The organism is Aminobacter sp. Piv2-1, from assembly GCF_037625995.1.
Taxonomy (GTDB): domain Bacteria; phylum Pseudomonadota; class Alphaproteobacteria; order Rhizobiales; family Rhizobiaceae; genus Aminobacter.
The window spans coordinates 74,843-100,212 of record NZ_JARKMU010000010.1 but is presented as its reverse complement, the minus strand read 5'-3'; the positions used below and the strand labels follow the sequence as shown (position 1 = coordinate 100,212).

The 25,370-nt window shown below is 64.6% G+C and carries 22 protein-coding genes; 15 read left to right on the top strand and 7 right to left on the bottom strand.

Annotated elements, in window-relative coordinates; all coding sequences use genetic code 11:
* Window positions 1–314: 314 nt before the first annotated feature.
* Complete coding sequence (locus AmiPiv_RS18505; protein ID WP_340038965.1) at window positions 315–740, bottom strand: L,D-transpeptidase; 426 nt, start codon at window positions 738–740, stop codon at window positions 315–317.
* Window positions 741–1,046: 306 nt separating this feature from the next.
* Here AmiPiv_RS18505 and AmiPiv_RS18500 point away from each other — a divergent pair, with 306 nt between their 5' ends.
* The 8 genes from AmiPiv_RS18500 to AmiPiv_RS18465 all read left to right on the top strand — a co-directional run bounded on the left by AmiPiv_RS18500 (window position 1,047) and on the right by AmiPiv_RS18465 (window position 10,174).
* Window positions 1,047–2,648 (top strand): flavin monoamine oxidase family protein, encoded by a 1,602-nt coding sequence (locus tag AmiPiv_RS18500; protein WP_340038964.1) that lies wholly within the window; start codon window positions 1,047–1,049, stop codon window positions 2,646–2,648.
* 50 nt (window positions 2,649–2,698) lie between these two features.
* On the top strand, window positions 2,699–3,109 hold the full coding sequence (locus AmiPiv_RS18495) for a c-type cytochrome (RefSeq protein ID WP_340038963.1): 411 nt from the start codon (window positions 2,699–2,701) through the stop codon (window positions 3,107–3,109).
* Between the two features lie 57 nt (window positions 3,110–3,166).
* Window positions 3,167–3,667 (top strand): RidA family protein, encoded by a 501-nt coding sequence (locus tag AmiPiv_RS18490; RefSeq protein ID WP_340038962.1) that lies wholly within the window; start codon window positions 3,167–3,169, stop codon window positions 3,665–3,667.
* A gap of 101 nt (window positions 3,668–3,768) precedes the next feature.
* On the top strand, window positions 3,769–5,049 hold the full coding sequence (locus AmiPiv_RS18485; protein ID WP_340038961.1) for an acetylornithine deacetylase/succinyl-diaminopimelate desuccinylase family protein: 1,281 nt from the start codon (window positions 3,769–3,771) through the stop codon (window positions 5,047–5,049).
* A 136-nt stretch (window positions 5,050–5,185) separates the two neighbouring features.
* Window positions 5,186–6,667, top strand: a complete 1,482-nt coding sequence (locus tag AmiPiv_RS18480) for an ABC transporter substrate-binding protein (RefSeq protein WP_340038960.1) — start codon at window positions 5,186–5,188, stop codon at window positions 6,665–6,667.
* 77 nt (window positions 6,668–6,744) lie between these two features.
* Window positions 6,745–7,692 (top strand): ABC transporter permease, encoded by a 948-nt coding sequence (locus AmiPiv_RS18475; RefSeq protein ID WP_340038959.1) that lies wholly within the window; start codon window positions 6,745–6,747, stop codon window positions 7,690–7,692.
* Window positions 7,689–8,558 carry an ABC transporter permease gene (locus AmiPiv_RS18470; RefSeq protein WP_340038958.1) on the top strand — a complete coding sequence of 290 codons (870 nt, stop codon included), beginning with the start codon at window positions 7,689–7,691 and terminating at the stop codon, window positions 8,556–8,558. Before AmiPiv_RS18475 ends, AmiPiv_RS18470 begins: the two co-directional genes overlap by 4 nt.
* Window positions 8,555–10,174, top strand: coding sequence for an ABC transporter ATP-binding protein (locus tag AmiPiv_RS18465; protein WP_340038957.1), 1,620 nt, complete (start codon window positions 8,555–8,557; stop codon window positions 10,172–10,174). The genes AmiPiv_RS18470 and AmiPiv_RS18465 overlap by 4 nt, the downstream gene beginning before the upstream one ends.
* Before the next feature lie 17 nt (window positions 10,175–10,191).
* Here AmiPiv_RS18465 and AmiPiv_RS18460 read toward each other — a convergent pair whose 3' ends face one another.
* Window positions 10,192–10,608, bottom strand: coding sequence for a TerB family tellurite resistance protein (locus AmiPiv_RS18460; protein WP_340038956.1), 417 nt, complete (start codon window positions 10,606–10,608; stop codon window positions 10,192–10,194).
* Between the two features lie 155 nt (window positions 10,609–10,763).
* Between AmiPiv_RS18460 and AmiPiv_RS18455 the strand changes: the two genes are divergently transcribed.
* Window positions 10,764–11,549: a TSUP family transporter gene (locus AmiPiv_RS18455; RefSeq protein ID WP_340039086.1), complete on the top strand. Its 786-nt coding sequence runs from the start codon at window positions 10,764–10,766 to the stop codon at window positions 11,547–11,549.
* Between the two features lie 5 nt (window positions 11,550–11,554).
* On the opposite strand, the gene AmiPiv_RS18450 is transcribed toward AmiPiv_RS18455, so the two are convergent.
* Both AmiPiv_RS18450 and AmiPiv_RS18445 read right to left on the bottom strand, forming a co-directional pair.
* Window positions 11,555–13,024 (bottom strand): cobyric acid synthase, encoded by a 1,470-nt coding sequence (locus AmiPiv_RS18450; protein ID WP_340038955.1) that lies wholly within the window; start codon window positions 13,022–13,024, stop codon window positions 11,555–11,557.
* 2 nt (window positions 13,025–13,026) lie between these two features.
* Window positions 13,027–13,638: a dimethylsulfonioproprionate lyase family protein gene (locus AmiPiv_RS18445; RefSeq protein WP_340038954.1), complete on the bottom strand. Its 612-nt coding sequence runs from the start codon at window positions 13,636–13,638 to the stop codon at window positions 13,027–13,029.
* A 116-nt stretch (window positions 13,639–13,754) separates the two neighbouring features.
* On the opposite strand from AmiPiv_RS18445, the gene AmiPiv_RS18440 reads away from it, so the two are divergent.
* Both AmiPiv_RS18440 and mmsB read left to right on the top strand, forming a co-directional pair.
* Window positions 13,755–14,930, top strand: coding sequence for an isobutyryl-CoA dehydrogenase (locus AmiPiv_RS18440; protein ID WP_340038953.1), 1,176 nt, complete (start codon window positions 13,755–13,757; stop codon window positions 14,928–14,930).
* A gap of 110 nt (window positions 14,931–15,040) precedes the next feature.
* Window positions 15,041–15,925 carry a 3-hydroxyisobutyrate dehydrogenase gene (mmsB, locus tag AmiPiv_RS18435; protein WP_340038952.1) on the top strand — a complete coding sequence of 295 codons (885 nt, stop codon included), beginning with the start codon at window positions 15,041–15,043 and terminating at the stop codon, window positions 15,923–15,925.
* A 311-nt stretch (window positions 15,926–16,236) separates the two neighbouring features.
* Here the strand turns inward: mmsB and AmiPiv_RS18430 are convergent, their stop codons facing one another.
* From AmiPiv_RS18430 to AmiPiv_RS18420, 3 genes are all read right to left on the bottom strand, one after another.
* Window positions 16,237–16,617, bottom strand: a complete 381-nt coding sequence (locus tag AmiPiv_RS18430) for a hypothetical protein (protein WP_340038951.1) — start codon at window positions 16,615–16,617, stop codon at window positions 16,237–16,239.
* 108 nt (window positions 16,618–16,725) lie between these two features.
* Entirely contained in the window at window positions 16,726–17,136 is a 411-nt protein-coding gene (locus AmiPiv_RS18425) for a carboxymuconolactone decarboxylase family protein (protein WP_340038950.1), read from the bottom strand.
* Between the two features lie 55 nt (window positions 17,137–17,191).
* Window positions 17,192–18,571 (bottom strand): aspartate aminotransferase family protein, encoded by a 1,380-nt coding sequence (locus AmiPiv_RS18420; protein WP_340038949.1) that lies wholly within the window; start codon window positions 18,569–18,571, stop codon window positions 17,192–17,194.
* A gap of 320 nt (window positions 18,572–18,891) precedes the next feature.
* Between AmiPiv_RS18420 and AmiPiv_RS18415 the strand changes: the two genes are divergently transcribed.
* From AmiPiv_RS18415 to AmiPiv_RS18400, 4 genes are all read left to right on the top strand, one after another.
* A complete protein-coding gene (locus AmiPiv_RS18415; protein WP_340038948.1) occupies window positions 18,892–19,269 on the top strand; it encodes a COG4315 family predicted lipoprotein in 378 nt (125 codons plus the stop codon).
* 208 nt (window positions 19,270–19,477) lie between these two features.
* Complete coding sequence (locus AmiPiv_RS18410; protein ID WP_340038947.1) at window positions 19,478–21,052, top strand: trimethylamine methyltransferase family protein; 1,575 nt, start codon at window positions 19,478–19,480, stop codon at window positions 21,050–21,052.
* 62 nt (window positions 21,053–21,114) lie between these two features.
* Window positions 21,115–23,688, top strand: coding sequence for a GcvT family protein (locus tag AmiPiv_RS18405; protein WP_340038946.1), 2,574 nt, complete (start codon window positions 21,115–21,117; stop codon window positions 23,686–23,688).
* A gap of 236 nt (window positions 23,689–23,924) precedes the next feature.
* Window positions 23,925–25,286 carry a M24 family metallopeptidase gene (locus AmiPiv_RS18400; protein WP_340038945.1) on the top strand — a complete coding sequence of 454 codons (1,362 nt, stop codon included), beginning with the start codon at window positions 23,925–23,927 and terminating at the stop codon, window positions 25,284–25,286.
* Window positions 25,287–25,370 lie beyond the last annotated feature (84 nt).

Here is a 25,370-nt window from a genome sequence, read left to right as displayed (position 1 = left end):
GCGCCACCACATCCGCCGCGAATGCGGGAGAAGCAACCACCGCAAGCATCGCACCGGTCAAAAGTCGCTTCATGAAGTTTCCCACCTTACCCCGAAATAGGTAGCCGTCTCAATTTAGCACCAGCTTGGCCACTGGCAATTGAGGAGGTGCTCATATCTGTCGAGACAGCAGATTTAGCCGCCTTAATGATACAATTCTGCAACAGAGCACAGTCGCTGCCGCAGGCAGCGCAAGTTAAAATCGCAAATATTTCCAATATAGTAGCTCAGACAGATTCTAAATTCTTCGATTGCGTAGCCGGGATGACGCAGGCTCAGTTTGCGACGATGATCCGGGTGTTGCTGGGCCCGACTTCCCTGACCAGGGAATAGAACCTCGCCGCATTGGCGACAGTGAGCCTTACGCAGCCGTGGGAGGCAGGTCGGCCAAGCGACCTCACCGCCCCCGTGCCGTGGATCGCATAGCCGCCATTGTAGAAGACCGAATAGGGCATCGGCGAGTTCTCGTATTTGCTCGAGTACCACATCCGGTGCAGCCGCTTGGGCCGCCAGTTGCCGCGCGGCGTCACATATCCCCTGCGAGCCGTGGACACCGGCCAGCGATGGATCACACGCCCGTCCATCGTGACGGTCATGGTCTGCGTCGAAATATTGACCCTGGCAACAAGTATGTCGGCGGCGGCCTGTGCAGGGAATCCAGCAATCGCCAGGACCGCGGCCACGAAGAGAGCTTTGTACATCTCCGCACACTCCCCGACCGGCAGTAATTCTGCCTTACCCAAAGGAATGGGAACACGAAAAGTTGTACGGTTGGTAAATCTAGCGCGACGAGCGAGCCGCCGCCCGGACTGCCGTCGGAGGCTGTCGAAACGACCTTTGCCGGCTTCGTTTGTCGCTCTCCAGCCCCTATCGCCGCCCGGTTCTGGCCCAGTTGACTCGACTTTGTATGAGCATAGGCTCCTCCCACGGCTGGAAGGATTTTTCCACGCCGTTCAACAAGACATCGTGCGGCCGTGTGCGGACCGGCGCCCGGAGGATCTTAAATCATGCAGCAATCCGAACCATTTAGCGGCATCAGCCGGCGCAATCTGCTTTCGCTGATCGGCCTCACGGCCGGCTCGGCGGCAATGTATCAGGCAATGACCAGCCTCGGTCTGGCGGTCGAATCCGGCTATCGGGGACCACCGAAGCTGGAAGGCGACCCCAAGGGCGCCACGGTGCTGATCCTGGGGTCGGGCCTCGCCGGCATGACTGCGGCGCTCGAACTTCGGCAGGTCGGCTACAAGGTCAAGATCCTCGAATACAACAGCCGTTCGGGCGGCCGCAACTGGACGCTGCGCGGCGGCGACACCTACACCGAACTCGGCGGCGCAACGCAGAAATGCGAGTTCGACGAAGGCCTGTACCTCAATCCCGGCCCATGGCGCATCCCCTACCACCACAATGGCCTGCTGGCCTATTGCCGACGCCTCGGCGTGACGCTGGAGCCGTTCCAGCAGCTCAACCACAATGCCTTCCTGCATTCGTCCAAAGCCTTCGGCGGCAAGCCGCAGCGCGTACGCGACATCAAGATCGACTTCCAGGGGCACGTCTCCGAACTGCTCGCCAAGGTGGCGCATACCGGCAAGCTCGAAGGCGGCGTCACCAAGGAAGACCAGGAGATGCTGATCGAGGCGCTCCGCTCCTGGGGCGCGCTCGACAAGGACTATGCCTACGCCAAGAGCGTCGCGACGTCCGAGTTCCGCGGTTTTGCCAAGGATCCCGGCGGCGGCCTGACCGCGGTGCCGACGCCGAGCGACCCGATCGCGCTCAAGGATATCCTGAGCTCGGGCCTGTGGAGCAACCTGGCCAACTTCGCGCTCTACGAGTTCCAGACGACCATGTTCCAGCCGGTGGGCGGCATCGACATGATCGGCAAGGCCTTCACCAAGGAGGTCGGCGACCTCATCACCTATCACGCCAAGGTCACCAAGATTCACCAGGACGACAAGGGCGTGACCGTCACCTACGAGGACCAACAGAAGCCCGGAACCATGGTCGAGGACAAAGCCGACTGGTGCATCTGCACCATTCCGCTCACCATCCTCAGCCAGATCGAGCTCAACGTCAGCGCCCCCATGCAGGCGGCCATCGAGGCCGTTCCCTATGCCTCGTCGGTCAAGGTCGGCCTGCAGTTCAAGCGCCGCTTCTGGGAACAGGACGAACTGATCTTCGGCGGCGTCAGCTACACCGACCTGCCGATCACCCAGATCTCCTATCCGAGCACCAGCTTCAACACCGACGGCAAGGGCGTACTGCTCGGCGCCTACACCTGGAATGGCCCGCACTCCTACGAGTTCACCGCCATGCCGCCGGAGGAACGCGTCAAGCGCGCGGTCGAATACGGCACGATGATCCACCCGCAATACAGGGACGAGTTCGAGAACGGCATCTCGATGGCCTGGCACCGCTCGCCGTTCACGCTTGGCTGCGCCGGCGACTGGACCGAGGAGGCGCGCAAGGAGCACTACGAGAACCTCTGCAAGATCGACGGGCGCATCGTGCTGGCAGGCGAACATGCCTCCTACATCCCGGCTTGGATGGAGGGCGCGATCCTGTCGTCGCTCGACGCGATCACCCGGCTGCATCAACGCGTCGTCGCGGGATGACGGCCATGGCCCGCCATCCCTCACCCCCCGTTTTCGCAAGGCACGCCACAATGACCCAGCAACTTGCACGGCCCATCGGCCTTCTCGCCGCGGCAGCGTTCGCAGCCCTCCCCGTAACCGCAGCACTCGCCGATTCGGCCGGTGCGACGCTCAGCGAGGGCGACAAATTCTCGGAGAAGACCGGCCAGGAACTCTACACCAATGTCTGCCAGGCCTGCCACATGGACCAGGGACAGGGCGCAGTCGGCGCCGGCAAATACCCGGCGCTGGCGAAGAACGAGAACCTCGCCTCCGGCGCCTATCCCGTCTACGTCATCCTGCACGGGCTCAAGGGGATGCCGCCCGTCGGCAAGATGATGAGCGACGAGCAGGTGGCCGCCGTCGTCAATTACCTGCGGTCCAATTTCGGCAACGACTACAAGGACGCGGTGACGGTTGAGGACGTCACCGGCGCCCGCTGAACCTCGAGGCCGCCGGCTCCGGCGGCCCCGCCTGCCCTTACTTGATAGGAGAACCAGATGACCAAGATGCGGATCCCCGCCGCCGCGCTGGCGGCTGCCCTCCTGCTTGCCGGCAACGCGACGGCCGAGGAGGTCATACGCCACAAGACGCCGAACTCGGATTTTCCGATCGCGCGGGCCGTAGAGGTCCCGGCGGGTAAGACAACAGTCTATGTCAGCGGTGCCGTGCCCTCGGTCGTCGACGAGAAAGCTGACAAGGGCAGCATTGCCGCCTATGGCAACACCAAGACCCAAACCGAATCGGTGCTGAAGTCGATCGACAAGACCCTTGCCGACCTCGGGCTCAAGATGGGTGACGTGGTGAAGATGCAGGTCTTTTTGGTCGGCGACCCAGACAAAGGCGTCAAGATGGACTTCGGCGGTTTCATGGAAGGCTACACCCAGTTCTTCGGCACCAAGGAACAGCCCAACCTGCCGGCCCGCTCGGTGATGCAGGTCGCAGGCCTGGTCGCGCCGGGCTGGCTGGTCGAAATCGAAGTGACGGCCGTCCGTCCCTGATCGCCGCTGCCGGACCATCGGCATCCTGGCCCGCTCGACACGCTGGCCGGGATGCGCAAGACTGACTGCGGATCCAGGCAATTCAGGCACACGTCGACCGCATGTACGACAGGCTTTTCAAGACCATAGACGATCGCCGTGACGAACTGGCGGAACTCACGGCAGAACTGATCCGTTTCCCGACGATCAATCCCCCCGGCGACGCCTACCGCCCCTGCGCCGAATACATCGGCAAGCGCCTGGCCAGGCGCGGTTTTGGCGTCGAGTACGTCCGCGCCGAAGGCACGCCCGGCGACACCGACCGCTATCCGCGTATCAATGTCATCGCCCGCTTCGACGGCAGGACGAAAGGCCAGACGGTCCATTTCAACTCGCATATAGATGTCGTGGAAGCCGGCGAAGGTTGGAGCCTCGACCCGTTTGCCGGCGTCATCCGCGACGGCCGCGTCTACGGCCGCGGCGCCTGCGACATGAAGGGCGGGCTCGCCGCCTCGATCATCGCCGCCGAATCCTTCATGGACGTCAACCCCGATTTTCCTGGCGCCATCGAGATCTCCGGCACGGTCGACGAGGAATCGGGCGGGTTCGGCGGCGTCGCCTATCTCGCCGGCAAGGGCTATTTCTCAAAGCCCAAGATCGACCACGTCATCATCCCCGAGCCGCTCAACAAGGACCGCATCTGCCTCGGCCACCGCGGCGTCTGGTGGGCGGAGATCGAGACCAAGGGCGAGATCGCCCACGGCTCGATGCCGTTCCTCGGCGACTGCGCCGTCCGCCACATGGGCGCGGTGCTGGAAGCCTTCGAACAGGAGCTGTTCCCGGCGCTCGACCGCAAGACGACGCGCATGCCGGTCGTGCCCGAGGGCGCGCGGCGGTCGACCATGAACATCAACTCCGTCCATGGCGGCCAGACAGACGACTTCCGTCCAGGGCTGCCTTCGCCCAACGTGCCCGATTCCTGCCGGCTGACCATCGACCGCCGCTTCCTGCTGGAAGAGAGGATCGAGGACGTGAAAAGCGAAGTGACGAGCATCCTCGAAAGGTTGAAACGCGAGCGGAAGAAATTCGACTACGAGATCCGCGACATCATGGAAGTGCAGCCGCTGATGACCGAGCGCGACGCGCCGGTGCCCTCGGCAATCGCCGAAGGCATCCGGGCGATCTTCGACAAGGAGCCGGAGTACGTCATCTCGCCCGGCACCTACGACCAGAAGCACGTCGCCCGCATCGGCCATCTGTACGATTGCATCGCCTACGGTCCCGGTATTTTAGACCTCGCCCACCGGCCCGACGAATGGGTGGGTATCGACGACATGGTTCAATCGGCAAAAGTGATGGCGGTCGGACTCGATATATTGCTGCGTGGCCAGTTCAAGGGCTGAACGGCCAAGCAACGACACGCGGCAAGGCAGGAATTCCATTTCGGCAGCGCCGGAGAGATTGCAACAAACTTGATTTACGCGGCCGGAAATTCGCGCTTCTATCCGGCCCGACCACATCGAAGCGGGGAGACCAGAGATGAAGCAGTGGAACACCATTCTCGCAGCCGCCGCGATTGCGCTGGCATCGAGCACCGCCGCCATGGCTGCGCGCACCGACCTGGTGCTTGGCATTCCGCTGGAACCCCCGCATCTCGATCCGACCGCGGGTGCCGCGGCCGCGATCGACGAAGTGCTCTATGCCAATGTCTTCGAGGGGCTGACCCGCATCGGCCAGCGCGGCGAGGTGCTGCCTGATCTCGCCGAAAGCTGGACGATCTCGGATGACGGCAAGACCTACACCTTCAAGCTGCGGCCGGGGGTGAAGTTCCACGACGGCACCGACTTCAACGCCGACGACGTGAAGTTCTCGCTCGACCGCGCCCGCGCCGAAAATTCGGTCAATGCCCAGAAAGGCCTGTTCGCGCCGATCGACACCGTCGAGGTCGTCGACCCGGCGACCGTCAAGGTGACGCTGAAGAACCCGCTCGGCTCCTTCCTCTACAATCTCGGCTGGGGCGACGCCGTGATCGTGGCGCCCGAATCGGCCGAAACCAACAAGGAAAAGCCTGTCGGCACCGGGCCATTCAAGTTCCAGAACTGGGCCAAGGGCGCGTCGATCACGCTGGTCAAGGCCGACGGCTACTGGGGTGCTCCTGTCGCGCTCGACAAGGCCGAGTTCCGCATCATCCCGGATGCGGCGGCGGCAATCCCTGCCTTGCTCTCCGGCGACGTGCAGGCCCTGCCCAACTTTCAGCTCGGCGACGCGCTGGCGCAGGTGAAGGCCGATCCGCGTTTCAAGGTGGTGATCGGCACGACCGAGGGCGAGACCGTCCTGTCCACCAACAACAAGCGCAAGCCCTTCGACAACCTCAAGGTACGCCAGGCGATTGCCCATGCCATCGACCGCAAGGCGATCATCGACGGCGCCTCGGGTGGGCTCGGCACGCCGATCGGATCGCACTTCGCCCCGCACAACCCGGCCTATGTGGACCTGACCGGCACCTACCCGCACGACGTCGGAAAGGCCAAGGAACTGCTCAGGGAAGCCGGCTATCCGGAAGGCTTCAAGGCAACGCTGAAGCTGCCGCCCGTGGGCTACGCCCGCCAGGGCGGCGAGATCGTCGCCTCGCAATTGCGCGAGATCGGCATCGACCTCCAGATCATTCCGGTCGAATGGGCCGACTGGCTGAAGCAGGTCTTCACCGACAAGGACTACGACCTGTCGATCGTCTCGCACACCGAGCCCAACGACATCGATATCTATGCCCGCAAGGACTACTATTTCGGCTACGACAACCCGGCCTTCAACAAGGTCATCGACGAGCTCAACCTGACCTTGGACGCGGCCAAGCGCACCGAACTCTACAAGCAGGCGCAGAAGATTCTCGCCGACGATGCCGTCAACGGCTTCCTGTTCGAACTGCCCAAGGTCGGCATCTGGGACGCGAAAGTGGAGGGACTCTGGGAGAATTCGCCGATCCAGGCCAACGATCTGACCAAGGTCAAGTGGGCCGACTGACAACAGGCCTGTGAAATGCTTCGCCCCGGACACGTATTGCGCTTCCGGGGCGAAGCTTTTTTGGGCAACGTGCGCCAATGACCGCCTATCTGCTCAAACGCCTGCTGATCGGTGTTGCGACCCTCGTGGTCGCGTCGGTCGTGGTTTTCCTGATGCTCGAGGTGGTTCCGGGCGATCCCGCACGGCTGATGCTCGGCATGAATGCCTCCGACGCCCAGGTCGAGCTGCTGCGCGAGCAGATGGGGCTCAACCAGCCACTCGTCATACGCTATCTCGATTGGGCGCGCGGCCTGCTGTCGCTCGATTTCGGCAGGTCCTACACCTACTCCGTCCCGGTGATCGACCTGATCTCCGAGCGTTTGGTGGTTTCGCTGCCGCTCGCCGTCATCGCACTCACGCTGTCGACGCTGATCGCCATCCCTGTCGGGCTGTTCGCCGCCGCCCGGCGCGGCAAGGCCGCCGACACAGCCGCCATGGCCGTGGCGCAGGTCGGCGTGGCGATGCCCAATTTCTGGTTCGCGCTGCTTCTGGTCTATGTCTTTGCCGTGTGGCTCCGACTGGTGCCGGCTGGCGGCTTTCCGGGCTGGAGCGGTGGCGCGTGGCCGGCGCTCAAGGCGCTGATCCTGCCGGCGGTCGCCCTGGCGCTGCCACAGGCGGCAATCCTCAGTCGCGTCACCCGCGCTGCCCTCATCGAAGTGCTCGGCGAGGACTACATCCGCACCGCCCGCGCCAAGGGCATGCCGATGCGCGCGGTGCTCTGGCGCCATGCGCTGCGCAACGCCATGATCCCTGTCCTCACCATCATAGGCCTGCAGTTCGCCTTCCTGCTCGCAGGCACGATCATCATCGAGAACGTCTTCTACCTGCCCGGCCTCGGCCGTCTGGTGTTCCAGGCGATCACCCAGCGCGACCTGATCGTGGTCGAGAGCGTGGTCATGCTGCTCGTCGCCACCGTCGTGCTGGTCAATCTGGTGGTCGACCTGTCATACGCACTGGTCGATCCGCGCCTGAGGACGCGCCAATGAGCGACGCCGTCCCTCACAAGCCCGAGACCCTGGGCGACCTCGTCGGCAGGGCGCTCGGCAACCGCTCCTTCGTCCTTGGCCTATTGATTACGCTCGTGGTCGCCGTCATGGCGCTGGCGTCGTTCTTCTGGACGCCCTTCGACGTCACCAAGCTCATCGTCGCCGACCGCATGCAACCCCCTTCCTCCGTCCACTGGTTCGGCACCGACCATTTCGGCCGCGATGTGCTGTCGATGATCATGGTCGGCTCGCGCAATTCCATCGCCGTGGCCCTCGTTGCCGTCGGCATCGGCATGGGCATTGGCGTTCCACTGGGCTGCTGGGCGGCCGCACGCGGCGGCTGGCTCGACGAAGCCGTGATGCGGCTGAACGACCTGGTCTTCGCCTTCCCGGCGCTGCTGTCGGCCGTGATGATCACGGCCGTCTTCGGCCCCAGCGCCATCAATGCCATCGTCGCCATCGGCATCTTCAACATACCTGTCTTCGCGCGCGTCGCCCGCGCCGGCGCGCTCGCCATCTGGCCACGCGAATACATCCTGGCCGCACGTGCAGCCGGCAAGGGCCAGGCACGCATCACCGTCGAGCACATCCTGCCCAACATCGCCAACCTGCTGCTCGTCCAGGGCACGATCCAGTTCGCGCTCGGCATCCTGGCGGAGGCAGGCCTGTCCTATGTCGGGCTCGGCGCCCAGCCGCCGATGCCGAGCTGGGGCCGCATGCTGTTCGATGCCCAGACCGTGATGATGGTGGCGCCGTGGCTGGCGCTGTTCCCCGGCTGCGCCATCCTGCTGACGGTGCTCGGTCTCAACCTGCTCGGCGACGGCATTTCCGACATCTTCGACCCGCGCGCGAGGCGCCGGCCATGAGCCTGCTTTCGATCGAGAAGCTGTCGCTCAGGATCGGCAGCCTGCCGGTGCTTAAGGACATCGACCTCACCATCGCTCCCGGCGAGGTGATGGGGCTGGTCGGCGAATCCGGCTCCGGCAAGTCGATGACTGCGCTCGCAGTCATGCGGCTCGCGCCCGCAGCGGCCCGGATGAGCGGGCGCATCGCCTTCGACGGCATCGACATCCTCGGCGCGACCGAGCAGCAGATGTGCGCGCTGCGCGGCGACGACATCGGCATGGTGTTCCAGGAGCCGATGACCGCGCTGAACCCGGTCAAGACGATCGGCGAGCAGGTCGCCGAGGGCATTCGCTGGCACACGCGGGCAAGCCGCGCCGAAGCCGAGGACCGCGCGCGGAAAATCCTCGACCGGGTGGGCCTGCCCGAACGGAAATTCCCGCTGTCGCGCTATCCCCACGAGCTTTCGGGCGGCCAGCGCCAGCGCGTCGCCATCGCCATCGCCTGCGCGCTGAAGCCGAAGCTGCTCATCGCCGACGAACCGACGACTGCACTGGACGTCGTGCTGCAGGCGCAGATCCTCGACCTGCTCAAGGAACTCGTCGCCGAGAACAGGATGAGCCTGCTGTTCATCTCGCACGACCTCGCCGTGGTCACCGAGATCGCCGACAGGATCACGATTCTGCGCCAGGGCGCGGTCACCGAGGCCGGCGAGACCGCCCGCACGCTCTCGGAGGCAAGCCATCCCTATACGCGCCAGTTGGCGCTCGCTTCCATGCATATGCCGGCCCGGGCGAAGCCGCATGTCGACGAAGGCGACAACCTGCTCGAACTCTCCAACGTCACGCGGGACTATCCCGGCCGTCGCAGGTCTTTGTTCTCGAAGCCCGAGCCGGTTCGGGCGGTGGACAATGTTTCGCTGACGATGAAACCCGGCGCATCGGTGGCGCTGGTCGGACGTTCCGGTTGCGGCAAGTCCACCCTCGCCCGCATGATCCTCGCACTGGACCGGCCGACTTCGGGCATCATCAAGTTCCGCGGGTTCGACACCACCCGCGCAAGCGACGAGGAACTGAGGCGGCCGCGCCGCAACATGCAGGTCGTCTTCCAGGATCCGTACGGCTCATTCGACCCGCGCCACACGGTGGAGCGCCTGGTTGCCGAGCCGCTCCACCTGCTCGACCGCAAGCCCGACCGCAAGGAGCGCCGCGACATGGTAGCCCGTGCGCTGCACGAGGTCGGTCTCGCCCGCTCCGACATGGAAAAATATCCGCACGAGTTCTCCGGCGGCCAGCGCCAGCGCCTGTCGATCGCACGCGCCATCATCACGCGGCCCAAGCTGGTCGTCGCCGACGAGCCGGTTTCCGCGCTCGACGTCTCGATCCGCGCCCAGATCCTCGACCTGTTCGCCGAACTGAACCATCGGCTCGGCGTCGGCTATCTCTTCATCACCCACGACCTGACTGTGGCGCGCGCCATCACCGACGACGTGCTGGTCATGCATGAAGGGCGGATCGTCGAGCGCGGCCGGACGGCGGACGTGCTGGATCACCCGCAGTCGGAAGCAGCCCAAGCGCTGGTATCGGCCGCACCCGACCTGCACAGGGCGATTGCGCGGAGGCTTCAGGAACAGGGGTGATCCGTAGCCTTACGGCTTCACGACGTCGTCCGGCTGATGCCGAGCAGTTCGAGCGTGCGGCGCAGCAGCCTGACCTCGTTTTCGGCCAGATGCGCGTCGGCCTTGGCGATGTCGGCCATATGGCGCGCCAACAGCTTGCGCCGTTCGACGCCGAGGTCCTGGAACATGGCGATCGCCTGCGCGCCATTGGTCTCGTAGCCGAAGTCGTTGAGATATTCGACGACCGCGTCGATGCTCTCGCCCGAGATGCCGAAGGCTTCGGCGCAGATGCGGCGGAAGGCGGCCATCTCGCTTTCGCTTGCCACGCCGTCGGCGAGGATCATGCGGAACAGGAGAAGCAGTTCGGCCGAAAGCACCGGATCGTCGGCCACCTTGCGCACGCCGGCATCGCCTTCGAACAGCGAACGAATCTGGGCCAGCAGTCCTGTCGCCATGCGAATCCTCTCCCGTCCGGCGGTTGCTGTCTCCGATATAGAACAAAGCGCTACGAAATACACTTGGCCCAATGGCCGGGTTGTCGCACCGCTATTGCACCGGCCTGTCGGCTGTGGTCGAAGGCCCCGGTCCCTCCAGCGCAAAGCCGGCGCAGATGTTCGATATCGCCACTGAAACCATCCTGATCCTGACCGCCGCGGCCTTCATCGCCGGCTTCATCGATTCCATAGCCGGCGGCGGCGGACTGATCACCATCCCGGCGCTTCTGCTCGCCGGCCTGCCGCCGGTCGACGCGCTCGGCACAAACAAGCTGCAGTCGCTGTTCGGCTCCGGATCCGCCACGATGACCTATGCAGCAAAGGGTCACGTCGACGTCCGCAAGCAACTGCCATGGGCCGCAATCTCCTGCGTGGGCTCCATCTTCGGCGCGCTGCTGGCGACGGTACTGCCGGGAGACATATTGCGCGTGCTGATGCCGATCCTGCTGGTTGCCATCGCGCTCTACTTCGCCTTTAAGCCGAACATGGACGACGTCGACCGCAGCCATCGCATCTCGCCCTTCCTGTTCGGTGTGACCGTGGTGCCGGCAATCGGCTTCTACGACGGCTTGTTCGGCCCAGGCACTGGCTCGTTCTTCATGCTCGCTTTCGTGTCGCTCGCGGGATACGGCGTGCTCAAGGCGACCGCCCATACCAAGCTGTTGAACTTCGCGTCCAACATCGGCGGCCTGCTGGCCTTTGCCTTCGTCGGCGCGGTTCATTGGAAGATCGGACTGATGATGGGCGCAGCCCAGTTCCTCGGCGCGCGGCTCGGTGCGCATATGGCCATGCGCAGCGGCGCCAAGCTCATCAAGCCGCTGCTGGTCTGCACCTGCGTGGCGCTCGCGATCAAGCTTTTGATCGACCCGACCAATCCGCTGCGGGTGCTGCTCGGCTTCTGAGTTCCCTAGCGCGCCGCCGCGAAGATCGCATCGCAATCGAGATGGCGTTCCAGCTCGGCTGCGATCTCGTCCAGCGCACGCTCGACCTCGGCCGGATAGTCGATGCCGCCGCCCCTTATGCCCAGGCTTTCGAGGAAGCGGCCGCGAAAGCCGTCGGCGCCGAACAGGCCGTGCATGTAGGTTCCGAACACCCTGCCATCAGCCGACGTCGCCCCATCCTCGACGCCGTTGACGATGGCAGTGGGCCGCGCGCAATCCGGTCCGGTCGTGCGACCAAGATGGATTTCGTAGCCCGAAAGCGGCTCGTCGTAGCGCACGGAACGCGCCTCGACATTGCGCACGGTCTTTTCCGGTTCCATCACCGTCTCGATGTCCAGGAGCCCGAGCCCCGGCGTCTCCTTGACGCTGCCCTCGATGCCATGCGGATCGCGCACCACCTGCCCGAGCATCTGGTAGCCGCCGCAGATGCCGACGACATGCCCGCCGCGGCGGCGATGGGCGTCCAGGTCGCGATGCCAGCCGTTGTCGCGGAATCCGATGAGGTCGGCGATGGTCGACTTGGAGCCCGGTATCACCACCAGCCCGGCATCGTCGGGCAACCTCTGCCCCGGCGCCACGAACACGACCTCCACTTGCGGCTCGGCCCGCAACGGATCGAGATCGTCGAAATTGGCGATGCGTCCGAGCATCGGGACAGCGACTTTGAGCGCGCGCTTCTCGCCGCCGGCGAGGCGTTCGAGGATGACGGAATCCTCAGAGGGCAGCAGCGCCGCTGTCTTGAGCCAGGGCACGACGCCGAAGCAGCGCCAGCCGGTGAACCGGCCGATCGCCTCGATGCCCTCGTCGAACAGGCTGGCATCGCCGCGGAACTTGTTGATGAGGTAGCCGACGATCATCCGCCGGTCGTCCTCGGGCAGGATGAGATGCGTTCCCGCCACAGAAGCGATCACGCCGCCGCGGTCGATGTCGCCTACGAGGATCACCGGCACGTCGGCGCGGGTGGCGAAGCCCATATTGGCGATGTCGCGCGGCCTGAGGTTGATCTCGGCCGGCGAACCCGCGCCTTCGACGATGACGACGTCGGCGCCCTCGCCCAGCTTCTCCCACGAATCGATGACCGCGCCCATCAGCTGCGGCTTGAGCTGCTGGTAGTCGCGCGCTTTGGCCTGGCCAAAGACCTTGCCTTGCACGATCACCTGGCTGCCGACGTCGCTCTGCGGCTTGAGCAGCACCGGGTTCATGTGGATCGACGGCTTCACGCCGCAGGCGATGGCCTGCAGCCATTGCGCCCGGCCGATCTCGCCGCCGCCCGCTTCGCCGGGGAGGTCGGCCACCGCAGCGTTGTTCGACATATTCTGGGGCTTGAACGGCCTGACGCTGAGGCCACGGTTGCGCGCCACCCGGCACAGCCCAGCAACCAGAACCGTCTTGCCGACATCCGAGCCTGTGCCCTGCAGCATGATCGCCTTGGCCATAGTCACTCGGCTCCCCGGTTGGCGGTGATCGTCGAGCGCTGGGCCAACGGCCCGCCACGCCAGAGATAGAGCGCAAGCAGCGGCTCTGTGCCGGTGCGCATGGCGTGATCGACGTTCGTGGCATGATGCACGACCTCGTCGGCCCAGCGCATCCGATAGGCAGCGTCCCCCATCCGCCACTCGGTGCCGCCGGTCAGCGGAACGTAGAGTTCCTCGGCGATGTGGTGATGGTCGGGATATTCGATCCCCGGCCCGAGGACCAGGAAGCCGGCCGCAACCGTGTCGTTGTCGAAATGCCCGCGCGTGCCGAACAGCTCGACCCAGCCGTAGTTGTCGACGAAATGCTGGCCGAAATCGGCGGCTGTGTAGGTCTGCCCCCAGCGGAGCTGGTCCCGGTGCCGGGCAAGCAGTGCCGCCAGCGGTCGCGTTGCGCCGGACGCAAGGTCAACGGTGCGGTCGAGAAGACTCGAACCCGGAATGGCCTTCGGATCGAGCGCCCTGGCGGGCATCGCCCAGTCGATGTCGGCGAGAAAATCATGAACCGTTGGAACGTCGGCCCTGCTTTCCAGATAGTCCCGGAACGCCGCCAGCAGCTCATCAAAAATTGTCGTCACGTCGATTGTCGCCCGCACATTTTCGCACAGCCGCTCTGTCGGTCATCGGGTTGCGCGGGCGCATCATTGGTCTAGATTGATCGCCGCGCATAGCCAAAAACGTCAGGGAGGCCGACATGGACGCCGCAATCGAAGCGACAGCCGGTCAATTCGAACTCAACGAGGACCAACTGGCCATCCGTGAAATGGCGGGTAGCTTTGCCGCCGAGCGAGTTGCCCCCTACGCCCTCGAATGGGACAAGGCCAAGCACTTCCCCGAAGACGTCATTCGCGAGACCGGCCAGCTCGGCTTCGGTGGCCTGTATGTCAAGGAGGATGTCGGCGGCTCGGCCCTCAGCCGCCTCGACGCCGTGCTTGTCTTCGAGCAACTGGCACAGGCCTGCCCGGGATTCTCGTCCTTCATTTCCATCCACAACATGGCCGCCTCGATGATCGATCGCTTCGGCAACGAGGAGCAGCGCCAGCGCTTCCTGCCCAAGCTGACGTCGATGGAATGGCTGGCGAGCTACTGCCTGACCGAACCGGGCTCGGGTTCGGATGCGGCCGCCCTCAAGACCAAGGCCGTGCGCAGCGGCGGCAATGGCAGCGACTATGTCCTGAACGGCACCAAGCAGTTCATCTCGGGCGCCGGCGACAGTGACGTCTATGTCGCCATGGTACGCACCGGGGCCGACGGCCCCAAGGGCATTTCGGCGCTCGTCGTGCCCAAGGATGCGCCGGGCCTGTCGTTCGGCGCCAACGAGCACAAGATGGGCTGGCACATGCAGTCGACCCGTCAGGTGATCTTCGACGATTGCAAGGTGCCGGCCGAAAACCTGCTCTCCGACGAAGGCGCGGGCTTCGGAATCGCCATGGCCGGCCTTGACGGCGGACGCCTCAACATCGCCGCCTGCTCGGTCGGCGGCGCGCAGTCGGCGCTCGACAAGGCGCTCGCCTATGCCGCCGAGCGCAAGGCCTTTGGCCAGACGATCGACCGCTTCCAGGCGCTGCAGTTCCGCCTCGCCGACATGGAGACCGAACTCCAGGCCGCCAGGCTTTTCCTCTATGCCGCCGCCTCCAAGCTCGACCGCAAGGCGCATGACGCCTCGAAGTGGTCGGCCATGGCCAAGCGCTTGGTCACCGACACGGGCTTCAACGTGGCCAACAACGCCCTGCAGATACTCGGCGGCTACGGCTACCTGCACGACTACGGCATCGAGAAGCTGGTGCGCGACTTGCGCGTCCACCAGATCCTCGAAGGCACCAACGAGATCATGCGCGTCATCATCGCGCGGCAACTGATTGGAAGATAGCGAATAGGGAGTAGCGAATAGCGAGTAGAGGGCAGGCCTTCGGATTCGTCCTTCGCTGTTCGTTCGACTTCGTTCCCTATTCGCTACTCGCTACTCCGGAGGACCCCTCAATGACCACCATCGCCTTCATCGGCCTGGGCAACATGGGCAACCCCATGGCAGCCAACCTCGTCAAGGCCGGGCATGCCGTCCATGGCTTCGACCTGATGCCCGAGCATCTCGAAACGGCGAAGAACAATGGCGTCGCAGTGATGGCCAACGCAGCGGCGGCGGTGAAGGACGCCGATGTCGTGATCACCATGCTGCCGGCAGGAAAGCATGTGCTGTCGGTCTACGAGGATATCGCGCCTAAGGTGAAGAAAGGCGCTCTTCTCATTGATTCCTCGACAATCGATGTCGATTCCGCCCGCAAGGCGCATGCCATCGCCGGCAACCATGGCCTGCTCTCCGTGGACGCCCCCGTGTCTGGCGGAACGGGCGGCGCGGCCGCCGGCACGCTGACCTTCATGGCCGGTGGCGCCAAGGCCGCCTTCGACCAGGCCGAGCCGGTGCTGAAGCCGATGGCCGGCCGCATCGTCCATTGCGGCGAGGCGGGTGCCGGCCAGGCCGCCAAGATCTGCAACAACATGATCCTCGGCATCTCGATGATCGGTGTCGCCGAAGCCTTCGTGCTCGCCGAAAGGCTCGGGCTTTCGCACCAGGCGCTGTTCGACGTGGCGTCGACCTCATCGGGCCAGTGCTGGTCGCTGACCTCCTACTGCCCTGTCCCCGGTCCGGTGCCGAATTCGCCGGCCAACCGCGACTACCAGCCCGGCTTTGCCGCGGCGCTGATGCTGAAGGACCTGAAGCTGTCGCAGGAAGCCGCCCAGCAGGCGGGCGCCGCCACGCCGCTCGGCGCCGAGGCGACCCAACTCTATTCGCTGTTTGCCGGCCAGGGGCATGGCGGAACCGACTTCTCGGGCATCATCAAGTTCCTGCGTGGCGACGCAAGCTGACAACGCCCACGTGGCCTGGAAAGAGATTCGAACCCATCCGGAACAAGTCCGATAGTAGATTTCGCTGGTCGAAGTCCGTAGAAGTCGAAAAAGTTCAAAATTTAGAATTGATTAAGCTCTCGATAACCACGCGGTAACGATGTCCGGTTAAAACGGTTTGCAAGGCGGTCATCGCAGCCGTCGCGCTCCGGATCAGGTCTCGCGTACCGGAGCCGTAACCTTCGCCGGTCAAGCGTTGCGAAGGGCCATGCGTTCAAGTGGCAAAGCCGCGTTCCCGTTCGGGGCGCGGTTTTTGCGTTACGCGCATCGCTTCAATCGCTCCTGTCCACCGACTTCGTCGACAGCCGTCGGAAATTCGCCTTCACGCGCTTGCTGGCCGGGCGCAGCGCGGCGGCAACCGAACGCTGCGCGGCAACGCCGGTCAGCACCGAAGGCGTCTTGCCCGAAAGCACCTCGGGCCAGAACTGCATGGCCGAATTGAGGTAGGAGATCTGCGCCGCAACGACGCCCTCTGCCATCGCGGCGGTCTTCTCGGTGACCGCCGTCAGGCTTTCGCCTTTGAGCATCCGGCCGGTACTCGCCTCCGTCGCCATCATCGGCAGCCGCATGGCCACGACCATTGGCGCCAGCATCAGGCTGCCGGCAATGGCCGTCGACTGGCGCGAGGCGCGCGCAAACCGCTTGCTGCTCATGCGAACCTCTCCGACTGCATGCCGTTCCTGTTCAGTCTGCAACGAACGGCAGGTCTATTGTGCAGTGCACAATAGACCTGCCGTTGATCGCGAACAAGCGTAAAGCGGCTAGCCCCTGGGTTCGAACTGGACATCGACCGGCGGGCGCAACGCGTTCGCCAGCCGGTTGGTCTCGTTGGCCATGCCGACGACGGCGAGTAACTCCATCAGCTGCGCCTCGCTGAGGCCCTTGGCGCGTGCCGAAGCGGTGTGCGAATAGGTGCAATATTCGCAGCCATTGGTCGCCGAAACGGCGATGTAGATCATTTCCTTGGTGAGCGGGTCGAGCGCGCCGGGCGCCATCACCTCGCGCAGCGTCTCCCAGGTGCGCTTCAGCAGCGCCGGATCATGCGCCAGCACCTTCCAGAAGTTGTTGATCCAGTCGACCTTCCTGGTGGCCATGATGTCGTCATAGACGGCGCGGACTGCGTCGCTTGCCTGCTCGTACTCGATCAATGGCACGATCGGTTTTCCGCTCATCTTTTCCTCCCTGGATAGAGAAAGGCCGGACAGGTTGCCCTGCCCGGCCCCGATGTCAGGCCTTCCTCAGGTCGCGCTCTGCGAGATCGAGCGCCTTGAGTATCCGGTCGCCGGCCATGTCGATGGTGGCGCGGGTCCAGATCAGCGGCGGCGACAGGATCATCGAGTCGCCGGTGGCGCGCAGCATCATGCCGTTGGCAATCGCATGGTCACGCACGGCGACCGCCGCGCTGCCGACCGGCGCAAATCGCTCCCTGGTCGCCTTGTCCTTGACGATCTCGATGGCTGCCATCAGGCCGACGGAGCGCACCTCGCCCACCAGGCCATGACCGGCGATGCGTTCCTTGAGCATCTGGGCGAAATACGGGCCGGTGTCCGTCTTGACCCGCTCGACAAGGCCTTCGCGCTCGATGATCTCGAGGTTCTTGAGCGCCACGGCACATGCCACCGGATGACCGGAATAGGTGTAGCCGTGGTAGAACTCGCCGCCCTTCTCCACCAGCGTCGATGCGATCCGGTCGCCGACCAGCAGCGCCGAAAGCGGCTGATAGCCGGAGGTCAGCGCCTTGGCGGTGGTGATCGTGTCGGGCTCGATGCCGAAGGTCTGGGCCGCGAACCACTCGCCGGTGCGCCCGTAGCCGGTGATGACCTCGTCCAGCATGAGGAGCACGTCGTGCTTGCGGCAGATGCGCTGCACTTCCGGCCAGTAGCTTGCCGGCGGAATCTTCACGCCGCCCGCGCCCATGATCGGCTCGCCGATGAACGCCGCGACGTTCTCGGGACCGGCCTCGAGAATGGCGTCCTCGACCGCCTTGGCGGCGCGCAGGCCGAAGTCATGGTCGCTCTCGCCGGGAAGTGCGAGCTCGTAGGCATACGGCATCATCACGTGGACGATGTTCGGCACCGCCCCGCCAAGCTGGTTGTGCATGCCCTCCATGCCGCCGAGCGACGTACCGGCGACGGTCGAGCCGTGATAGGCCATCTTGCGCGAGATGATGCGGTTCTTGTTCGGCCTGCCCTGGAGCGCCCAGTAATGACGCACGAGCCTGAGGGCGGTATCGTTGGCTTCCGAACCCGACGAACCGTAGAATACCTGGCTGATGTTCTTCGGCGCGAGTTCGGCCAGCTTCTTGGAAAGCAGCACCGGCGTCGGCGTCGTGCACTTGAAGAAGGAGTTGTAGTAGGGCAACTCCTTCATCTGCGCATAGGCCGCCTCGGCCAGTTCGTGACAGCCGTAGCCGATGTTCACGCACCACAGGCCGGCCATGCCGTCGAGGATTTCCGCCCCTTCCGAATCGTAGATGAACGGGCCTTCGGCGCGGGTGATCATCCGCGACCCGATTTCGCGCAGTTCCTTGTGGTCGGTGAAGGGGTGGAGGTGATGCGCGGCGTCGATCTGCTGAAGCTGCTTCAGCGAATAGTTCTGATATGTCATTGAGTTGTGCCTTCTTCTTGAATCAATCCGGCAGGTGCCGGGTGCGGATTCAAGCAAGGCGTGGCGGCGAATAGCCGATGCGCGCGCAGAGTCGAAGAAGCTCCGTGTGCCGCGTGCGCGGCGACGGCTTCGATGCAGCCTGCACAGGAACATGGGCTTGCGGCGCGCTCATACAGTCAATGTAACCCGCGACCTCGGCCAACGACAAGCACAACCAGTCCGTTCTCCGGAGTGCCGGAATACCGGGCCTCCCAGGAACGTTGACTGCCTGTAGGCCGGCCTTCCGTCGGCCGAGTCCGATCCCCAGGGAGTCAATCAGCATGAAAACCGTAGCTTCAACCCTCGCCGTCCTGTTCCTGAGCACCGCGGCAAGCCTTGCCGCCGAACCCGCCAAGGTCATGGATAGTTCGGCAGGCAAGATCTACACCGACGCCGCGGGCATGACGCTCTACACCTTCGACAAGGACAGCGCCGGCAAATCCGCCTGCAACGACGACTGCGCCAAGAACTGGCCGCCCTTGATGGCCGCTGCCGACGCCAAGGACGAAGGCGAATGGACGCTCGTCACCCGCGACGACGGCTCAAAGATGTGGGCCTATGAGGGCAAGCCCCTCTACACGTTCGCCCAGGACAAGAAGGCCGGCGACGTGACCGGCGACGGCAAGGGTGGCGTCTGGCACGTGGCCAAGGCCGACTGACTGTTGCACACCAGCGGCGGTCCGGCGATCGCCGCTGGTCTCATCTGTATTGCGACCAAACAGGATCGTGATATCGCCGGCAGCATAGCCGACATTCTGGTATCGCGGCATGTCGCTTCCCTCGCGCTATTGGTCGCCGCTTCCGCAATGAGTGCCGACCGCCCGGTCCAATATGCCCACGACAATTCGACCTGCCGTGAGGATTCCGATGACCGTGGCCCTGACCTCCGCCGAACCGGCTGCCGCCGCCGACCGAACCCGACGTGGCGGCCGTGCCGGCAAGCGTTCCGGCTCTTCGGCTTTCGAGCAGCCGCCCTTCCGACAGCTGAAGATCCCCTTCGCCCCGACGAAACTGGTCTCCGACGACGAGCTGGAATCGATCCACCTCGCCTCGCTCCGCGTGCTCAAGGAGATCGGCGTCGAAGTGCTTCACGACGAGGCGCGCGCCACGATGAAGCGTCATGGCGCCGACGTGGCCGAAGGCTCGCATCGCGTCCGCTTCGACCCCGACATGATCATGGAATTCATGGCGTCCTGCCCCTCGGAGGTGACGCTGCACGCCCGCAACCCGGCGCACAACGTCCGTTTCGGCGGCGACAACATCATCTTCGCGCAGATGGCCTCGGCGCCCAATTGCTCGGACACCGATCGCGGCCGCCGCGCCGGCAACCACCAGGATTTCCGCAACCTGGTCAAGCTCGGGCAGATGCACAACATCCTGCATGTCACGGGCGGTTATCCGGTCGAGCCCGTGGACATCCACCCGTCCGTCCGCCACCTCGACTGCCTGCGCGACTTCGCGCTGCTGACCGACAAGGTGTTCCACTGCTACTCGCTGGGCAAGGAACGCAACGTCGACGGCATGGAGATCGCCCGCATCGCCCGCGGCGTCTCGATGGAGCAGTTCGTCGAGGAGCCGTCGGTCCTGACCATCATCAACACCAACTCGCCGCTCAAGCTCGACGTTCCCATGATGGAAGGCATCGTCCAGATGTCGTCGCACGGGCAATTGGTGGTGGTGACGCCCTTCACGCTTTCCGGCGCGATGGCGCCCGTGACGATCGCCGGGGCGCTGGTGCAGCAGAACGCCGAGGCGCTCGCCGCCCTCGCCTTCTCGCAGATGGTGCGAAAGGGTGCGCCGGTGGGTTATGGCGGCTTCACCTCCAACGTCGACATGAAATCGGGTGCGCCCGCCTTCGGCACGCCGGAATACATGAAGGCGCAGCTCGTCGGCGGTCAGCTCGCGCGCCGCTACAACATTCCCTACCGCACCTCCAACGTCTGCGCGGCGAACACCGTGGACGCACAGGCAGCATATGAGAGCGTGTTCTCGCTCTGGGGCTGCGTCCAGGGCGGCGGCAATTTCGTCAAGCACGCCGCCGGCTGGCTCGAAGGCGGGCTGACCTGCTCCTACGAAAAGACCATCCTCGACATCGACCTGCTGCAGATGGTGGCGGAGTTCCTGACGCCGCTCGATCTCTCCGAGGACGCGCTCGCCATCGATGCCATCCGCGACGTCGGTCCCGGCGGCCACTTCTTCGGCACCGCCCACACCCAGTCGCGCTACAAGACCGCCTTCTACGCGCCGATCATCTCCGACTGGCGCAATTTCGAGACCTGGGCGGAGGCCGGCTCACCGACCGCGATCCAGCGCGCCAACCGCATCTGGAAGGAGCGCCTTGCTGCCTACGAGGAGCCATGGATCGACCCGGCGATCCGCGAGGAGCTCAACGCCTTCGTCGACAAGCGCAAGGCCGAGGGCGGCGCGCCGACGGATTTTTGACCAGAGGGGCTTCCAGGGCTCTTCCACGCTGACTCGAATACTTCAAACTTGGATATAACCTCATGAAATCCCATGTGAAAGCGGTTGTCATTGGCGGCGGCGTGGTGGGCTGCTCGGTGCTCTACCACCTCGCCCGCGCCGGCTGGACTGACGTCATGCTGATCGAGCGCTCGGAGCTGACCTCCGGTTCGTCCTGGCATGCCGCCGGCGGCTTCCACACCCTCAACGGCGACCCCAACGTCGCCAAGCTGCAGGCCTACACAGTCCAGCTCTACAAGGAACTGGAGGAGATTTCTGGCCAGTCCTGCTCGCTGCACCTGACCGGCGGCGTCATGCTCGCCGACAGCCCCGAGCGCATGGACTTCCTGCGCCTGGCGCATGCCAAGGGCCGCTATCTCGGCATGGACACCGAGCTGATCACGCCGTCCGAAGCCAAGAAGATGTTCCCGCTGATGGACGAAAAGCACTTCGTCGGCGCCATGTGGGACCCGGTCGAAGGCCATCTCGACCCCTCGGGTACGACCCATGCCTACGCCAAGGCGGCGAAGAAGCTCGGCGCCGAGATCGTGCTGCGCAATCCGGTGAAGGAGTTGACGCAGGATGCCGACGGGACCTGGAACGTCATCACCGAACAGGGCACGGTCAGGGCCGAGCACGTCGTCAACTGCGGCGGCCTGTGGGCGCGCGAGGTCGGCCGCATGGTCGGCGTCGAGCTGCCGGTGCTTGCCATGGAGCATATGTACCTGCTCACCGAGCCGATGCCCGAGGTCGAGGCCTTCAACAAGGAAACCGGCCGCGAGATGATCGGCGTGCTCGACTTCAAGGGCGAGATCTACACGCGCCAGGAGCGCAACGGCATCCTGCTCGGCACCTACGAGAAGGCCTGCAAACCTTGGTCTCCGGTCAACACGCCGTGGGACTTCGGCCACGAACTCTTGGCACCCGACCTGGACCGCATCGCCCCGTCGCTGGAGATCGGCTTCCAGCACTTCCCCGGCATCGCCAACGCCGGCATCAAGCAGGTCATCAACGGCCCCTTCACCTTCGCTCCCGACGGCAACCCGCTGGTCGGCCCGGTGCAAGGCCTGACAAACTTCTGGTGCGCCTGCGCGGTCATGGCCGGCTTCAGCCAGGGCGGCGGCGTCGGCCTGGCGCTGTCCAACTGGATGGTCCATGGCGACCCGGGCTTCGACGTCTGGGGCATGGACGTCGCCCGCTTCGGCGAATGGGCGAGCCTGCGCTACACCAACGCAAAGGTGCGCGAGAACTATTCGCGCCGCTTCTCGATCCGCTTCCCCAATGAAGAGCTCCCGGCCGCCAGGCCGGCACAAACGACTCCGCTCTACGACACCATGGTCGCCAACAACGCCATCATGGGAGACAGCTGGGGCCTGGAAACGCCACTCTGGTTCGCGCCGAAGGGTACGGAACCCAAGGATATCGTGTCCTTCCATCGTTCGAACGATTTCGAGCACATCGGCAACGAAATCCGCGCGACGCGAGAACGCGTGGGCGTGACCGAGATCGCCAACTTCGCCAAGTACGAGGTGTCCGGGCCTGCTTCGGAAGACTTCCTCAACCGGCTGATGACCAACCGCATGCCGAAGAAGGGCCGCATCGTGCTGACGCCGATGCTGAACGAATTCGGCCGGCTGATCGGCGACTTCACCATCGCCAAGACCGGCGACGACAAGTTCATGATCTGGGGCTCGTCGGCGGCGCAGAAATACCACATGCGCTGGTTCGAAAAGCACCTGCCCAAGGACGGCTCGGTGCGCATCCACCGCTTCGACCAGACGCTCGTCGGCCTCTCGATCGCCGGCCCCAAGTCGCAGGCGCTGCTCGCCAAGCTGGTCGACGTCGACGTGTCGAGCAAGGCCTTCCGCTTCATGGACTTCCGCGAGATGGCCGTCGGCGGCGCGCCCTGCATGGTCAACCGCATCACCTATACCGGCGATCTCGGCTACGAGATCTGGATGGCGCCCGCCTACCAGCGCCTGGTCTACAAGGCGATCAAGGAAGCCGGCGAAGAGTTCGGCATCGTCGATTTCGGCATGCGCGCCCTGCTGTCGATGCGCCTGGAGAAGAACTTCCCGACCTGGTTCCGCGAGCTTCGCCCGATCTACGGTCCGTTCGAGGGTTCGATGGAACGCTTCATCAAGCTCGAGAAGAATGACTTCATCGGCCGTGAGGCAGCCGCCAGAGAGCACGCCGAAGGACCGAAGCTGCGCCGCGTCTCCTTCTATGTCGACGCCCTTGACGCCGACGTGATGGGCGACGAGCCGATCTGGGCGAAGGTCAGCTACAAGGACTTCGGCACGGTCGAGAAGCCGCATGGCTACGGCGCGCCGCGCTTCGACGAGACCGGCAAGGAAGTGCGCGGTTCGGACGCCGCAACCGGCGCATCCGCCGTGCGCGGCATCGTCGATGGTGAATGGCGCGTGGTCGGCTGGGTGACCTCGGGCGGCTATGCCCACTATGTCCAGAAGTCGATGGCACAGGGCTACGTTCCGGCAGCTCTCGCCGAAAACGAGGCGGAAGGCCTGTTCGAGATCGAGATCCTGGGCAAACGCCGCCCTGCCCGGATCAATGTCGAACCGCCCTTCGATCCGAGCGGCGACAAGATGCGGGGGTAAGCCCGAGCCGCACGGGAGGGAAAGCAGATGCTCGACGTTGCCCCCCTCTGCCCTGCCGGACATCTCCCCCTCGAAGGGGGAGATTGGCTGTCACACTCGTTTCGCCCAATCTCGACGGACCTCAAAAATGCACAGAGGCTTCAACTGCTAATCTCCCCCCTTGAGGGGGAGATGTCCGGCAGGACAGAGGGGGGCGTGAAGCAGCGCGGCATCAGGCGATTTGCAGGTCGCCGCTGATGGACACCCCGGCAAAAGGCAACTTCGGCCGCCACCGCAAGATCATGCCGTTCGAGCCCGGTTCGGGCTCGGTGGAGGAACTGCGCGAGCAGGCCCGCACCAAGGCAGCCTCGCTCAACAGCCACGTCCTCGGCTACGGAAAGGTCGCCGAGGCCGAGTGGGCGGCGGCAGGCATCGCCGCGCCCGATCTTGGCGCAATGCGCAGCTATCGCCTGGAACGCATCCGCTCGGAACTCAGGCGTCGCGGCTATGCCGGCGCCCTGCTCTACGATCCCGTCAACATCCGTTACGCCACCGATTCGACCAACATGCAGCTGTGGGTGGCGCATAACCCGACGCGCCACTGCTTCGTCGCCACCGACGGGCCGGTGGTTCTGTTCGACTACTTTTCCTGCGAACACCTGTCCGACCATTCGGGCGTCGTCGACGAGGTCCGGCCGGCGGTGTCGTGGATGTATCTCTACAGCGGCGAACTGACCGCCATGAAGGTCGAGCGCTGGGCAAACGGCATCGCCGACGTCGTTCGCGAGCATGGCGGCGGCAACAGCCGCATCGCCATCGACCACCTCGACCACGAAGGCGTCGACGCACTTGCTCGCCTCGGCATATCGGTCGGCAATGGCGAGGCGGTGATGGAGAACGCCCGCCTGATCAAGTCGCCTGACGAGGTCCTCTGCATGCGCCGCTCCATCGTCGCCTGCGAGGCCGCAATGGGCGAGATGGAGGCGGCACTCCGGCCGGGCATTTCCGAGAATGAACTCTGGGCCGAACTGCATCGCGGCAACATCGCCCGCGGCGGCGAATGGATCGAGACGCGGCTCCTGGCGTCCGGCCCGCGCACCAATCCATGGTTCCAGGAATGCTCGTCGCGCATCGTCGAGGCCGGCGATCTCGTCGCCTTCGACACCGACCTCATCGGCCCATACGGTTTCTGTGCCGATCTATCGCGGACCTGGCTCTGCAGTGATGGAGCACCCACCGACGAACAGCGCGACCTCTATAGGATCGCTGCCGCGCAGATCGCCCACAATGTCGCGCTGCTGAAGCCCGGAATCGGCTTCCGGGAGCTCGTCGAACTGTCAGCGGTGCCGCCGCCCGACTGCTTTCCGGCGCGCTACGGGGTGCTCTATCATGGCGTCGGCCTCGCCGACGAATACCCGACCCTGCCCCATGCCACGGACTGGACCGCCGACACGCCGGACGGCGTGCTGGAGCCCGGCATGGTGCTGTGCGTCGAGAGCTATATCGGCCGCCTCGGCGGCCGCGAGGGCGTCAAGATCGAGGAACAGGTGCTCATCACCGAGACCGGTCATGAGCAGCTCTCCGCCTACCCGCTGGATGCGCGCTTGCTGGGCGGGTGAGGACGCCAGACCGCGGCTGTTTGTTCTTGGCGACCGAGCAGGTCTATGAGCGGCAATTCTGGCAGCAAATCCAAGCCGAATACC